The organism is Streptomyces sp. NPDC111744, assembly GCF_055634995.1.
Window position 1 is genome coordinate 73,223 of sequence record NZ_JBVKCG010000010.1, and the last position, 13,388, is coordinate 86,610.

A 13,388-nucleotide genomic window follows, 5' to 3' on the forward strand; every position below is an offset into this window, starting at 1 on the left:
GCCCGGGCGTCGGTCCGCCCGGGCGCAGGTCCGGGCGGACGCAGGTCCGCTTCTCGCACCACCGACGTGGCTCAGACCGTCACCCCCTCCGGTCGGGATGCCTCCCGGGGGGTGCGTGAGCCGAGGTCCTCCGTGGCCAGCTGGTGGGTCTCGCGTGCCGAGAGGGCGGCAATGACCGGTGGCACGCACAGGGCCGCGGTGAACAGGGCGACCGCCGACCAGTCGGCCCCGCCCGGACCCGCGATCTGTGCCGCGAAGGTCACCGCGAACCCGGCCACCGCGAAGCCGATCTGGGTGCCGATCGCCATGCCCGACAGCCGGACCCGGGTCGAGAACATCTCGCCGTAGAAGGACGGCCAGACACCGTTCGCCGCGCTGTAGAGGACCCCGAAGGCGACGACGCCGAGGAGCAGGATCAGCGGGTAGGAGCCGGTCGAGACCGCCCACAGATAGCCGAACATCGCCACCGCGCTGCCCACCGCACCGATCAGGTACACCGGCCGCCGGCCGATCCGGTCGGACAGCGTCGCCCACGCGGGGATCGCACCCAGGGCCACCAGGTTCGCCAGCGCGCTCACCCACAGCATCGAGGTCTTGGACATCCCGACCGAGTCGCTCGTCGCGTACGCCAGCGCCCACACCGTGAAGACGGTGCTCACCGAGGCGATCAGCGCGCCCCCGATCACCCGCAGCACATCCGCCCAGTGGTACCGCAGCAGCGTCACCAGCGGCAGCCGTACGACACCCTCGGCCGCCGCCTGCTGCGCGAAGGCCGGGGTCTCCTGGACCGTGCGGCGGATGAACCAGCCGACCACGGCCACCGCGGCACTCAGCCAGAACGGCAGCCGCCAGCCCCAGGTCAGCAGCTGGGCGTCGGGCAGCCGGGAGACCGGGATGAAGACGAGGGTGGCGATCAGCTGACCGCCCTGGGTGCCGCTCAGCGTGAAACTGGTGAAGAAGCCGCGCCGGCCCGGTGGCGCGTGCTCCAGACTCATCGAACTGGCACTGGCCTGCTCACCGGCCGCCGAGATGCCCTGCAGCACCCGGCACAGCACCAGCAGCGCCGGGGCCAGGCCGCCCACCTGGGCGCGGGTCGGCAGACAGCCGATCAGGAACGTCGACAGACCCATCAGCAGCAGCGTGAAGACCATGATCTTCTTACGGCCGAGCCGGTCCCCGAAGTGGCCGAGGAACAACGCGCCGACCGGACGGGCCGCGTACGCGACACCGAAGGTGGCCAGGGACAGCAGGGTGGCGGTGGCCGGGTCCGACTCGTCGAAGAAGACCTTCGGGAAGATCAGCGCGGCCGCGCTGCCGTAGACGAAGAAGTCGTAGTACTCGAGGGCGCTGCCGATCCAGGCGGCCAGGGCGGCTTTTTTCGGCTGGCCGCCGGGTGGTACTGCGGTGGCGGTGGGCGGGGCGGGGACGGACACGGCGGTGCTCCTTCGGAGGACTCCGACCGTAGGCGGAGTGAGCGGCGGGGAGAAGGCCGGTTCCCAGGGATGACGGGTCGGCGGACCCAGCGGGGCCTGCTAATTAACCCACTGGATAGTTAGTCGCGATGGGTAGGGATGTTGCGCTCACGTTTCCCCGCTGTCAAGAGGTCGCGCCTGCTCCCTCACCGCGGCGCTCAGTCCGCCGCGCGCTCCGCGGTGAGGTAGGCGATCACCATGTCGCCGAGCATGGTCCGGTAGTGCGCGCGCTGCGCCGGGTCCACCAGGTCGCGGCCGAAGAGGGCGCCGAAGGTGGCCCGGTTCGCGACCCGGAAGAAGCAGAACGAGCTGATCATCGCATGCAGGTCGATCGCGTCGACGTCGGCCGTGAACAGGCCGGAGTCCTGGCCCTGGCCGAGAATCCGGCGGATCACGTCAAGGGCCGGTGAGCCGATCCTGCCGAGCTTCTCGGAGGCCGCGATGTGCTCGGCGCCGTGGATGTTCTCGATGCTGACCAGGCGGATGAAGTCCGGGTGCTGCTCGTGGTGGTCGAAGGTCAGCTCCGCGAGCCGGCGGATCGCCGCGACCGGGTCCAGGTGCTCGACGTCAAGCTGCTGCTCCGCCTCGCGGATCACGCCGTACGCCCGCTCCAGGACCGCCGTGAACAGCTGTTCCTTGCCGCCGAAGTAGTAGTAGATCATCCGCTTCGTGGTGCGGGTGCGGGCCGCGATCTCGTCGACGCGGGCACCGTCGTAGCCGGCCCGGGCGAACTCCTGCGTGGCCACGTCGAGGATCTCGGCCTGGGTGCGGGCGGCGTCGCGGGTCCGCCCGGTGGTCTGTGCCGGTTCTTCGACGCTGGTCATCGCGTTCCTAACGGGTCCTTGGAAGGAGAACCGGTGGGAGAGGCCGGTGCCGGAGATTGTAGAAGCCCGGGGCGGCGGTGTTCCCGACGAGGTCTTCCCTTGCCGTCGCCTCCGGTGTATAGCTAACGTACTAGTTCGTACATTAGCTATGCCGCTCGGGAGGGCCACGTGGCCAAGGACTCGTATCTCGTCGGACTGATCGGTTCCGGTATCGGCCCGTCGCTCAGCCCGGCCCTGCACGAGAGAGAGGCCGAGCGGCAGGGGCTGCGGTATCTGTACCGGCTGATCGACATCGACGTGCTCGGCGTGCCGCCCGAGGCCGTGGGGAATCTGGTCCGGGCCGCGCGTGACCTCGGCTTCGACGGGCTGAACATCACGCATCCGTGCAAGCGACTCGTCATCGAGCACCTGGACACGCTCGCCCCGCAGGCAGAGGCGCTCGGCGCGGTCAACACGGTGGTCTTCCAGGCCGACGGCAGGGCGGTGGGCCACAACACGGACGTCACCGGGTTCGCGGCGTCCTTCGCGCGGGGGCTGCGGGACGCTTCGCTGGAGCGGGTCGTGCAGCTCGGCGCCGGGGGCGCGGGGGCGGCGGTGGCGCATGCGACGCTCACGTTGGGTGCGCAGCGGGTGACCGTGGTCGATCCGCTGGCCGACCGGGCCGCCGATCTCGCGGGCTCCCTGAATCGGCACTTCGGTGAGGGGCGGGCGGTGGCCGGGACGCCGGACCGGTTGGCGGAACTGCTGGCCGGTGCCGATGGTCTGGTGCATGCGACGCCCACGGGGATGGCCGCGCATCCGGGGCTGCCGGTGCCTGCGGAGCTGCTGCGCCCCGGGCTGTGGGTGGCCGAGGTGGTGTACCGGCCGCTGGAGACGGAGCTGGTGCGGGTCGCTCGGGCGGCTGGGTGTGCCGTGCTGGACGGGGGTGGGATGGCGGTCTTCCAGGCTGCGGACGCGTTTCGGCTGTTGACCGGACGGGAGCCGGACGGTGTCCGGATGCTCGCGGACATCGGGGAGTTGACCGGGTCCGTGCAGCCGAATGCCGTGTGACTGGGGGAGCGCACCGCAGTGGACATGAGGAAGAAGGGCATGCGTACATCCGTCGCCACCGTCTCGCTCAGCGGGTCTCTCACCGAAAAACTCACCGCCGCCTCGCGGGCCGGATTCGATGGCGTGGAGATCTTCGAGAACGACCTGCTTGCCAGCCCACTGTCACCCCGCGAGATCCGGGCCCGGTGCGCCGACCTCGGTCTCACCGTCGACCTCTACCAACCCATGCGGGACATCGAAGCCGTCCCCGCCGACGAGTTCGGCCGTAACCTCCGCCGGGCCCGGCACAAGTTCGCGTTGATGCGGGAACTGGGAGCCGACACCGTCCTGGTCTGCTCCAGCGTCTCACCGCTCGCCTTGGACGACGACGATCTGGCCGCCTCCCAGCTGGCCCGACTTGCCTCCCTGGCAGCGGACTTCGGTATCCGTGTCGCCTACGAAGCACTCGCCTGGGGCCGGCACGTCAGTACGTACGACCACGCCTGGCGGATCGTCGAGGCGGCCGGCCACCCCGCCCTCGGCACCTGCCTCGACAGTTTCCACATCCTCTCCCGCGGCTCCGACCCCAAGGGCATCGAGTCCATCCCCGGTGAGAAGATCTTCTTTCTCCAGCTGGCCGACGCCCCGCAGCTCGCCATGGACGTGCTCCAGTGGAGCCGGCACTACCGGTGCTTCCCAGGGCAGGGCGGCTTCGATGTCGCAGGGCTCGTGCGGCACGTACTGCGCACGGGATACGACGGGCCGCTCTCCCTCGAAGTCTTCAACGACGTCTTCCGGCAGGCCGAGGCCGGCCCGACCGCCGTCGACGCGCACCGTTCGCTGCTGGTGCTCCAAGAGGAAGTCGGAGTGGCGGAGTTGCCCCCGCCGGTCGTGCCGTCGGGAGTCGCCTTCGCCGAACTCGTCACCCCGGACGCCGAACCCGTCTCGGCACTGCTCGGTGCCCTCGGCTTCGCCCGGACCGCCCGGCACCGCAGCAAACCCGTCGACCTGTGGGAGCGGGGCGAGGCCCGGATCCTGGTCAACACCGGTCCTGCCGCCCGCCGCGACGGCACCCAGCTCGCCGCGATCGGCCTGGAGTCACCGGACCCCCAGGCCGCCGCCCGCCGAGCCGAGGCCCTGCTCGCGCCCCTGCTGCCCCGCCGCCGCGCCCCGGAGGACGCCCCGCTCGACGCGGTCGCCGCCCCCGACGGCACCGAACTGTTCTTCTGCGCCACCGGCCGCGGTCCCGGTCTCCCCGACTGGCGGGCCGACTTCGTCGGCACATCGCACACCCCGGCGCCCGTCCCGGCGCGCATCGACCACCTCGCGCTCACCCAGCCCTGGCACCAGTACGACGAGGCGACCCTCTTCCACCGCAGCGTCCTCGGCCTGCACGCCCAGGAGAGCGTCGACGTCGCCGACCCCTACGGGCTGCTGCGCTCCCGAGCCGTCACCAACGCCGACGGCAGCGTCCGGATCGCCCTGGGCGTCGGCGCGGCCCCGACCGACGACACCCTGCACGCCCAGCACATCGCCCTGGCCACCGACGACGTGGTCGCCGCGGCCCGTGCCTTCCGCGCCGCCGGCGGCCACCCGCTGCCCATCCCCGCCAACTACTACGACGACCTGGCGGCCCGTTACGAGTTCGCCGACGGCGAGCTGGAGACGTACCGCGACCTCGGCATCCTCTACGACCGGGACTCGGGCGGTGTCTTCCGGCACTGCTACACCCGGACGATCGGACGGGTGTTCTTCGAACTGGTCGAGCGTGACCCCGGTTATCGCGGATACGGCGCCCAGAACGCCCCGGTGCGTCTCGCCGCCCAGCACGCCGGACGGCCCGCCCGCTGAGCCGCCGGGTGAGCTTGCGGTGAGAGGCCGGTGAGACACGGGTCGGATTCAGGTTCCGTTCAGGCGCTGCGACGGACACTCACGAAGATCCGGAATTTTTGTCACGTTCCGGATGTGACCTTCGTCGATTTCCACCCGTCCTAGGAGTCGTAGCATCCGGGACATTGTGGAAGTCCTGGAACCCGGGAGTCCTGGAGGCTGTCTCCGATGCCGAGCCCCGTCATCACCGCGCCGCTCGTCCGCGTCGAGGGTCCGCCGCCACCGCCGACCCCGGCGCGGACCCGCACCGAACGCTACGAACGCCCACTGCTCGCCGTGATCGCCGCCGTCGCCGCGCTCCTCTTCTTCTGGGGCATCTGGCACAGCACGTACCACGCCTTCTACGCGAGCGCGGTCCGCAGCATGACCGACAACCCGGTCGCCTTCTTCTACGGATCCTTCGACCCCGGCAACTCGATCACCCTGGACAAGCTGCCCGGCTTCCTGTGGCCGCAGGCCCTGTCGGCGCTGGTCTTCGGCTTCCACCCCTGGGCCCTGGTCATCCCGCAGGCCCTGGAGGGTGTGGCCTGCGTGGTCCTGATCCATGTGGTGGTACGACGCTGGGCCGGCATACCGGCCGGGTTGCTGGCCGCCGCGTTCCTCACGCTCACCCCGGTGATCGTGGGTCTGGCCCGCTCGGTCACCGAGGACGCGCCGTTCGTGCTGTTGCTGCTTCTCGCCGCCGAGGCGACCGGGCGGGCCACCGCCCGCGCCCGGCTGCGCACCCTCGTCCTGGCGGGCGTCTGGGTCGGGGTCGCCTTCCAGTGCAAGATGCTGGAGGCCTGGGCGGTGCTGCCCGCGCTGGCCGTGACCTATCTGGTGGCCGCGCCGACGTCCCTGCGCCGCCGGATCCGCGACCTGGCCGTGTCCGGCGCGGTCATGCTGACGGTGTCCCTGTCCTGGATGCTGGTCGCCACGCTCACTCCGGCGTCGGCCCGCCCCTACCTGGACGGTACGACCGACAACTCGGCGTTCGGGCTGGTCGTCGGCTACAACTTCCTGACCCGCTTCCACGCACTGGGCATCAACGCGGCAGGCACCGGGAGCATAGTCGCCGACCAGGCGCACAACCACGTGTCGGCGCGCATGGGGGACAGCGTCCTGAAGATGTTCAGCCCCGGCCTCGCCAGCCAGACGGGCTGGCTGTATCCGCTGGCGGCCCTGGGCCTGGTGACCGGGCTGCTGGCGTTGCGGCGCCGCCGCGTCCCGCGCACCGATCCCGTCCTGGCCGGATACCTGATGTGGGGTGTCTGGCTGGTGACGTTCTTTCTGGTCTTCAGCTTCGGCAGCGTGACCGGACACACGTACTACATGGGCGTCGTGGCGGTCGCCCTGGCGGTACTGGCCGGGGTGGGCGTGACACAGGTGCGGCGGCGCAGCACGCTGTGCGCAATCCTGGCCGTCAACGTCGCCTGGTGCGTGGTCCTCACCCTGAGCTACCCGCGCTTCTTCGCCTGGTCGGTCGCCGTCGCCGTGGGACTGTCCCTGCTGGCGCTGGGCCTGTTCGCCGCCGGCCGGCGGCGCCCGCACCGGACCGCCCTGGCCGTAGCCCTCGCCGCCATCCTCTTCATACCCGCGGTGTGGTCCGCGTCCGCGCTCTCCCCGCGCTACAACCAGCCCGGCAGCTTCGGACGGGTCGGCCCGGGCAGCGTCCGGATCCACGGCTCCGGCTCGGCCCTGACCCCGGATCAACAGCAGGTCCTCGCCTATCTCACCGCGCACCGCGACGGCGCCCGCTATCTGGCCGCCGTACCCCGCTGGCAGGCGGCGGCACCGTACATCCTCGCGGCCAACGCCCCGGTCCTGCCGGTGGGCGGCTTCACCGCCCATGTGCCGTACCCCGCGGCCACGGCCTTCCACCAGTTGATCGACACGGGCAAACTCCGTTACGTCCTTTTGAGCCACGACGACCTCACCCACCGCGCCCGGGGCGCCAAGACCCCGGGGCGGGCCCTGATGCGCTGGGTCATCGGCCACTGCGCGCCGGTCCGTGTCTCGGCCTACACGGTGTACCGCTGCGGGCCGGGCCACGGATGGTGACCGGAGCGAAGGGCCCCGGACCGTGACCGTCCGGGGCCGTCCACGTACGCGGTTCAGCCGATGTCCGTGAACACGAAGGAGAACTCGGCCGGTTCGGCGTGGAGTTGGTACTGCGGCAGCACGCCCGGGCCGCAGGACTGCGAGCCGATGCCGTGCTGGCCGTGGTCGAGGTTGACCCAGACCCCCGCGGCGGAGCCGCTGTCGGATGCAGTGCCCGGGGTGAGGTCGGTGCGGTGCGTGGCCGCGTCGAGTTGCTCGGTGGTCCAGCGGCGGGCGGTGAACCAGAACTCGGGGTCTCCCTCGATCCGCAGGCCGCCGATCTCCGCCCAGCGGACGTCCGCGCGGGCGCCGTTCTCCTGCGGGCGGACGTACGGGGTCTGGAGGTCGTCGACCGTCGACTCCCAACGGCTGACCAGGGAAGCCGACTTGGTGTCCGGGTAGGCCTCCTCGGGTCCGCCGCCGAACCACCGCACCCGGTCGGCCGTCGGGAGCCCGAAGCGGATGCCGAGCCGGGGCAGCGGCACCGTCCAGTCGCCGTCGGGGGTCACGGAAACGGTGAGCTGTAGGCGGTCGCCGTCCGAGGTCCAGCGGTAGACCGTGACCAGGCCGAACTCCCAGGCCGCCGGGGCGACACGGGTGCGTACGGTCAGCGCGTCGCCGTCCACCTCCACCGCGTCCAGGCGGTGCCGCACACGGTGCAGACCGAACTTGCGCCACAGCGTGCCGTAGCGCAGGTCGCTCTGCCAGGGGGCGCCGTCGTCGTTGTCGGTGGTCGCCCGCCAGACGTCCAGGCGCAGGCCGGTCACGTCCACCGGGCCGATGCCGCGCAGCGCACCGCTGCGGGCGTCGAAGGTGCCAGGACCGAGGGTGATCAGGCCCTCACCGGACACCGGTCCACCGGTCGCGATGACCGACGGCAACTGCCGTGTTGAGAACGGGAATTGCCCCCAGGCCACGACATGGCCCCGCGGTCCCCAGGAGGTGTCGGCCGCGAGCAGCGCCCGTACCGTCCACCGGGTCTCGCCGCCGCCCGTGACGGCGGGCGGCTCCGGCAGCTTCACGTCCGCCGAGTCACCGGGCGCCAGCGGCGGGACGGCCAGGCTGCCCGCGTCGACGGTCTCGCCGTCGACCTCGTACGACCAGGTGAAGGCCAGCGCGGACAGGTCGGCGAAGTCCTGTTTGTTGGTGATCCGGACGGCGGTGCCGTCGCCCTCGAACCGGACCGGTTCGATCACCTTCTTGTACTCGATCAGGCCGGGGGAGGGCCGCCGGTCGGGGAAGACCAGTCCGTCGCAGACGAAGTTCCCGTCGTGCAGTTCCTCGCCGAAGTCACCGCCGTAGGCGTAGCCGTAGCGTTCGTCCTTGATGCCGTGGTCGATCCACTCCCAGATGAAGCCGCCCTGGATCCGGTCGTACGACTCGAAGATCCGCTGGTAGTCGGCGAGGCCGCCGGGTCCGTTGCCCATGGCGTGGCCGTACTCGCACTGGATGAAGGGGAGTCGGCGGCGCTTGTGGGTGCCGCCGTCCAGGCCCCGGCCGATCCGCTCGACCTCGGCGTGGTCGGCGTACATCCGTGAGTAGACGTCCGTGTCACGGCAGTTGATGTCGCCCTCGTAGTGCACCAGGCGGGAGGAGTCCCGGCCGTGGATCCACTCGGCCATCGCGGTGAGGCCCCGGCCGGTGCCGGCCTCGTTGCCCAGCGACCAGATCACCACCGACGGGTGGTTCTTGTCGCGCTCGACCATCCGGGCGGCGCGATCGAGGAGGGCCGGGGCCCAGCGGTCGTCGTCGACCGGGTTGTCACGCCAGGCCTGCTCGGTGAAGCCGTGGGTCTCCAGATCGCACTCGTCGATCACCCACAGGCCGTACTCGTCGCACAGGTCCAGGAAGTCCGGATGGGGCGGGTAGTGCGAGGTACGGACCGCGTTGATGTTGTGCCGCTTCATCAGCAGCACGTCCTCCCGCATGGTCTCCAGGTCGAGGGCGCGGCCCCGCTCGGGGTGCCACTCGTGCCGGTTGACGCCCTTGAAGAGGACGGGCGTGCCGTTGACCTTGATCAGCCCGTCGGCGAGGGCCACCGTCCGGAAGCCGATGCGCAACGGCACCCGCTCGCCCTCGGTGGCCAGGACCCCGTCGTACAGCTTCGGGGTCTCCGCCGTCCACGCCTCGACCGGGACCGTCACCGGCTCGCCTGTCGCGACATCGATGTCCAGGGCGGGCACGGACACCCGGCCTTCGACATCGGAGTCGACGCGCAGGGTGCCCTCGCCCGTGAGGTGGTCGTAGGAGGCGTGTACGAAGAAGTCCAGGGCGCTGCCCGCCGGGCGGTGCAGCAGGGTCACATCACGGAAGATGCCGGGCAGCCACCACTGGTCCTGGTCCTCCAGATAGGAACCGGCCGACCACTGGTGGACACGGACGGCGAGCACGTTGCCGGCCGGCTTCAGCAGATGGCCGACCGCGAACTCGTGCGGCAGCCGGGAGCCCTTGAACTCGCCGATGTCCGTGCCGTTCAGCCAGACCCGGGCGCAGGACTCGACCCCGTCGAAACGGAGGACCGCCCCGCCGTCGGTCAGGTCCCAGCCCTCGGGCAGGTCGAAGATCCGTAGGTGGTCACCGGTGGGGTTCTCGGTCGGGACCCTCGGCGGGTCGACCGGGAACGGGTAGAGGTGGTTGGTGTAGATCGGTGCGCCATGGCCCTGGAGCACCCAGTGGCCCGGGACCGAGACCTCCGCCCAGCCGCCGGCGTCGTACCCCGGCTCGGCGAACGCGTCGTCCTCGGCGTCGGCCGTGGGCGACAGCCGGAAGCGCCAACTGCCGTTCAGAGAGAGCGACTTGGCGTCCGAGTGTGGGTACCGGGCACGGGGTGGCAGGGCTCCCGAGCCCGGGGAGACGTCCTCGACGTAGTCGGTGGCGGAGGTGCGGAAAGACATCGGTCTCCAGGTCTTTCGAAGAGTGTCAGCCCTTGATGCCGGTCTGCGCGATCCCCTGCACCAGCCAGCGCTGGAGGAAGAGGAAGACGAACACCAGGGGCAGGATGGAGATGGCGGTGGCCATGAAGATGGTGTGGAAGACGACCGTCTGGTTCGTCATGTACGACGACAGCACGACCTGGACGGTCCACGCCCCGGGGTCCTGGCCGATGACCAGGGGCCACAGGAAGGCGTTCCAGGCGCCGATGAAGGTAATGGTGGCGATCGCCGTGAAGAAGTTCAGCGAGTTGGGTACGACGACGCGCCAGTACGAGCCCCAGTAGCCCAGACCGTCCACGCGTGCCGCCTCCTCCAGCTCCTTCGGGAACCCCAGGAAGTACTGCCGGAACAGGAAGCAGGTGAAACCACTGAACAGGCCCGGGATGATCAGACCCCGGTACGTGTCCACCCAGCCGAGCGAGGAGACCAGCACGAAGCTGGGCACGAACGTCACCGAGGTGGGGACCATCAGGGTGCCCAGGACGAGGTAGAAGATCTTGTTGGCGTGCTTGTAGGGGATGCGGGCCAGGGCGTAGCCGGCCAGCGAGCACACCAGCAGGATGCCGACGGTCATGGAGACGGCGACGACCAGCGAATTCCACATGGACCGGGCGAAGTCCACCTGCGGATCGTCGAACAGTTCCTTGACGTTGCCCCACTGCAGGTGCGTGGGGAAGAACTGCCAGCTCGGCCCGGTGATGGCGGTGTCCGTGGTGAGGGCGTTGCGGAGCAGGATGTAGAACGGGACCAGGAAGAGGAAGGTGGCGACACCGGTGGCGATGTACAGGCCGGTGTTGCCCATGACTCCGCCGCCGCGTCGGCGCCTGGCCTTCGTGGGCGCGGTCTTGTTCATGTCGGGCGTGGTGGTGGTCACTTGGACTCGTCCCCCCTTCCGAAGCCCATGATCTTGCCCTGGAGCAGGGTGACGACGATGATCAGCAGGGTCAGGATGACGGCTCCCGCGCTGCCGGCGCCGTAGTCCTGTGACGTGCCGAGGGCGGTGGCGTACAGCTCGACCAGCGGTGGCCGGCCCCAGGTGGTCTTGTCGAGCAGGTTGTAGAACTCGTCGAAGGCCTGGTACGCGGCGATGAGCAGCAGCAGGACCACCGCGGTCGAGGTGGCGCGCAGCTGCGGCAGGGTGATGTACCGGAAGGTCTGCCAGCCCCGCTTGGCGCCGTCGATGGCGGCGGCCTCGTACAGCTCGCCCGGGATGTTCTGCAGGGCCGCCAGGAACAGGATCATGTAGAAGCCGGACTGCAGCCACAGCCGGAGCGTGACGATGACGAGCCAGTACCAGGGCGGGCTGGGGGAGGCCAGCCAGGCGACGCTGTCGACCCCGAACCAGCCGAGGACCGTGTTCAGCAGGCCGAAGCGGACCCCGCTGAAGATGGACATCTTCCAGATCAGCGACGCGGCGACGTAGCTGCACGCGGTCGGCAGGAAGAACACCGACCGGAAGAACGCCCGCATGAAACGGATCCGGTTGACCAGCAGGGCGAGACCCAGCGACACCGCCCAGGTGGTCGGCACGATGAACGCGGCGAACACGGTGAAGGTGCCGAGCGAGCCGACGAACTTGGGGTCCGTCAGCATGTACGTGTAGTTGTCGAAGCCGACGAACTTGTCCGGCGTGACGGTGAACCGTGCGTCGAAGAAGCTGAGGTAGAGACTCCAGCCGATCGGCACGTAGACGAAGACGATCAGCCCGAGCAGGAAGGGGCTGATGAAGAGCCAGAAATTGAGGGTGCGGCTGCCCCGCAGGCCCCGCCGCGGCTTGGCCTGACTGGCCGTCGCCGGGGCGGGGTTCGCGAGGTCGCGCGTCGTGGTCGTCGACATGGGTCCGGTCCGTCCGAGACTTATCCGAAGAGCTTCTTCAGCTCGCGGTTGACGGTCGTGTCGCACTGGTCGAGCGCCTTCTCCGGGTCACCGGCCTTGCGCACGCAGTTGGCGAGGAGGTCCCACGAGGCCTGGATCATCGCCTGGGTCCAGCCGATGTTGTCGAAGTGCCCGAACTCGTTGAAGAGCTTCACGCCTTCCGCGGGGAGGCCGGACTTGAGCTTGGTGGCCGACGCGGCGATCGACGTGCGCGGCGGGATGTGGAAGCCGTACGACGTCGCGAAGTCCTCCTGGTCCTTCTTCTGGTCGATCCACAGCCACTTGACGTACTCCTTGGCCGCGTCGACGTTGTCGCCCTTGGCGTTGACGAACATCGACCAGCCGCCGTTGTAGACGGACTGCTTGCCGGAGTCGACGGTCTTCGGGAAGGGGAAGACCCCGATGTCGTCACCGAGTGCCTTCTGGAACTGCGGCATCGCCCACATACCGCAGAACTGGATGGCGCACAGGCCCTGGTTGAGCGCCGACGGGTCCCAGTAGTCGGTCGGGGCGCCGAGGAGCAGGTCGCCGCTGGTGAACAGCTTGCGCATCTTCTTCAGGCCCTCGACGACGCCGGGCGTGTGGTAGGCGATCTGGTTCTTGTCGTCGAGGGTGTCGGCGCCCGCGGACCAGATCAGCGGGCTGATGATGGCGTGCAGGTCGTTGCCGAGGTACAGGCCCTTCATCTTGCTGGTGGTGAGCTTGGCCGAGATCTCGATCAGCTCGTCGAGGGTCTCCGGGACCTTCACGCCGGCCTTCTCGAAGAGTGAGGGCCGGTAGAAGAAGAATTGCGGGTCGTCGATCATCCGGACGCCGTAGATCTTCCCGTCGACCGTGTGCGACTTGATGTCGGCCGGGTTGAAGTCGTCCTTGACCGGGTCGATGAGGTCGCTCAGGTCGGCGACCTGACCGCTCTTGACCATCTGGATCTGCGGGTGGAACTCGAACACATCGGGGGCGGACTTGGTGAGCAGCGTGGCGAAGAGCTTGCTCTCGTAGTCCGAGCTGGTGATCCACTGCGTGGTCACGTCGGCGGACTTGTAAGCGGTGGGGTACCTCTTGACCGCCTGCTCCACGCCCGCCTCGCCGTAGGCGTGGAACATCTGGGTGAGCTGGGTGCCCGACCCGCTGCCCCCGCCTCTGCCGTTGTTGCTGCCGCACGCGGCCAGCGTGCCGGCGGCGGCCATGCCCGCGGCCGCCCGGAAGAGAGACCGGCGGGACCAGTTGTTGTTGCTCAGTGCCGACATGCTGACGTCCTTGTCTGTCGAGTGCGGCTGCGGCTCTAC

At 69.7% G+C, this 13,388-nt stretch carries 9 protein-coding genes; 3 read left to right on the forward strand and 6 right to left on the reverse strand.

Going from position 1 to position 13,388, the window contains the following annotated elements; all coding sequences use genetic code 11:
• Positions 1 to 71 precede the first annotated feature (71 nt).
• Positions 72 to 1,433 carry an MFS transporter gene (locus tag ACZ7OO_RS22955; protein ID WP_471507073.1) on the reverse strand — a complete coding sequence of 454 codons (1,362 nt, stop codon included), beginning with the start codon at positions 1,431 to 1,433 and terminating at the stop codon, positions 72 to 74.
• A 197-nt stretch (positions 1,434 to 1,630) separates the two neighbouring features.
• Positions 1,631 to 2,296, reverse strand: coding sequence for a TetR/AcrR family transcriptional regulator (locus tag ACZ7OO_RS22960; RefSeq protein WP_471507075.1), 666 nt, complete (start codon positions 2,294 to 2,296; stop codon positions 1,631 to 1,633).
• Positions 2,297 to 2,464: 168 nt separating this feature from the next.
• Here ACZ7OO_RS22960 and ACZ7OO_RS22965 point away from each other — a divergent pair, with 168 nt between their 5' ends.
• The 3 genes from ACZ7OO_RS22965 to ACZ7OO_RS22975 all read left to right on the forward strand — a co-directional run bounded on the left by ACZ7OO_RS22965 (position 2,465) and on the right by ACZ7OO_RS22975 (position 7,255).
• Positions 2,465 to 3,346 carry a shikimate dehydrogenase gene (locus tag ACZ7OO_RS22965; RefSeq protein ID WP_471507077.1) on the forward strand — a complete coding sequence of 294 codons (882 nt, stop codon included), beginning with the start codon at positions 2,465 to 2,467 and terminating at the stop codon, positions 3,344 to 3,346.
• A gap of 39 nt (positions 3,347 to 3,385) precedes the next feature.
• The gene (locus tag ACZ7OO_RS22970) at positions 3,386 to 5,176 is read left to right on the forward strand and encodes a bifunctional sugar phosphate isomerase/epimerase/4-hydroxyphenylpyruvate dioxygenase family protein (protein WP_471507079.1); all 1,791 of its coding nucleotides are present in this window, start codon (positions 3,386 to 3,388) and stop codon (positions 5,174 to 5,176) included.
• 207 nt (positions 5,177 to 5,383) lie between these two features.
• A complete protein-coding gene (locus ACZ7OO_RS22975) occupies positions 5,384 to 7,255 on the forward strand; it encodes an ArnT family glycosyltransferase (RefSeq protein ID WP_471507081.1) in 1,872 nt (623 codons plus the stop codon).
• 53 nt (positions 7,256 to 7,308) lie between these two features.
• Here ACZ7OO_RS22975 and ACZ7OO_RS22980 read toward each other — a convergent pair whose 3' ends face one another.
• Genes ACZ7OO_RS22980 through ACZ7OO_RS22995 form a run of 4 tightly spaced genes read right to left on the reverse strand, consistent with a single transcriptional unit; the run spans position 7,309 to position 13,349 of the window.
• Entirely contained in the window at positions 7,309 to 10,188 is a 2,880-nt protein-coding gene (locus tag ACZ7OO_RS22980) for a glycoside hydrolase family 2 TIM barrel-domain containing protein (protein ID WP_471507083.1), read from the reverse strand.
• A 25-nt stretch (positions 10,189 to 10,213) separates the two neighbouring features.
• Positions 10,214 to 11,101, reverse strand: coding sequence for a carbohydrate ABC transporter permease (locus tag ACZ7OO_RS22985; RefSeq protein ID WP_471507085.1), 888 nt, complete (start codon positions 11,099 to 11,101; stop codon positions 10,214 to 10,216).
• The gene (locus ACZ7OO_RS22990; RefSeq protein ID WP_471507087.1) at positions 11,098 to 12,063 is read right to left on the reverse strand and encodes a carbohydrate ABC transporter permease; all 966 of its coding nucleotides are present in this window, start codon (positions 12,061 to 12,063) and stop codon (positions 11,098 to 11,100) included. Before ACZ7OO_RS22990 ends, ACZ7OO_RS22985 begins: the two co-directional genes overlap by 4 nt.
• Before the next feature lie 20 nt (positions 12,064 to 12,083).
• Positions 12,084 to 13,349, reverse strand: coding sequence for an ABC transporter substrate-binding protein (locus ACZ7OO_RS22995; RefSeq protein WP_471507089.1), 1,266 nt, complete (start codon positions 13,347 to 13,349; stop codon positions 12,084 to 12,086).
• Positions 13,350 to 13,388: the final 39 nt, after the last annotated feature.

Coding starts and splice junctions, on each gene's coding strand:
- ACZ7OO_RS22980 (WP_471507083.1), bottom strand. CDS start 10,188: ATGTCTTTCCGCACCTCCGCCACCGACTACGTCGAGGACGTCTCCCCG.
- ACZ7OO_RS22970 (WP_471507079.1), top strand. CDS start 3,386: ATGCGTACATCCGTCGCCACCGTCTCGCTCAGCGGGTCTCTCACCGAA.
- ACZ7OO_RS22990 (WP_471507087.1), bottom strand. CDS start 12,063: ATGTCGACGACCACGACGCGCGACCTCGCGAACCCCGCCCCGGCGACG.
- ACZ7OO_RS22995 (WP_471507089.1), bottom strand. CDS start 13,349: ATGTCGGCACTGAGCAACAACAACTGGTCCCGCCGGTCTCTCTTCCGG.
- ACZ7OO_RS22960 (WP_471507075.1), bottom strand. CDS start 2,296: ATGACCAGCGTCGAAGAACCGGCACAGACCACCGGGCGGACCCGCGAC.
- ACZ7OO_RS22975 (WP_471507081.1), top strand. CDS start 5,384: ATGCCGAGCCCCGTCATCACCGCGCCGCTCGTCCGCGTCGAGGGTCCG.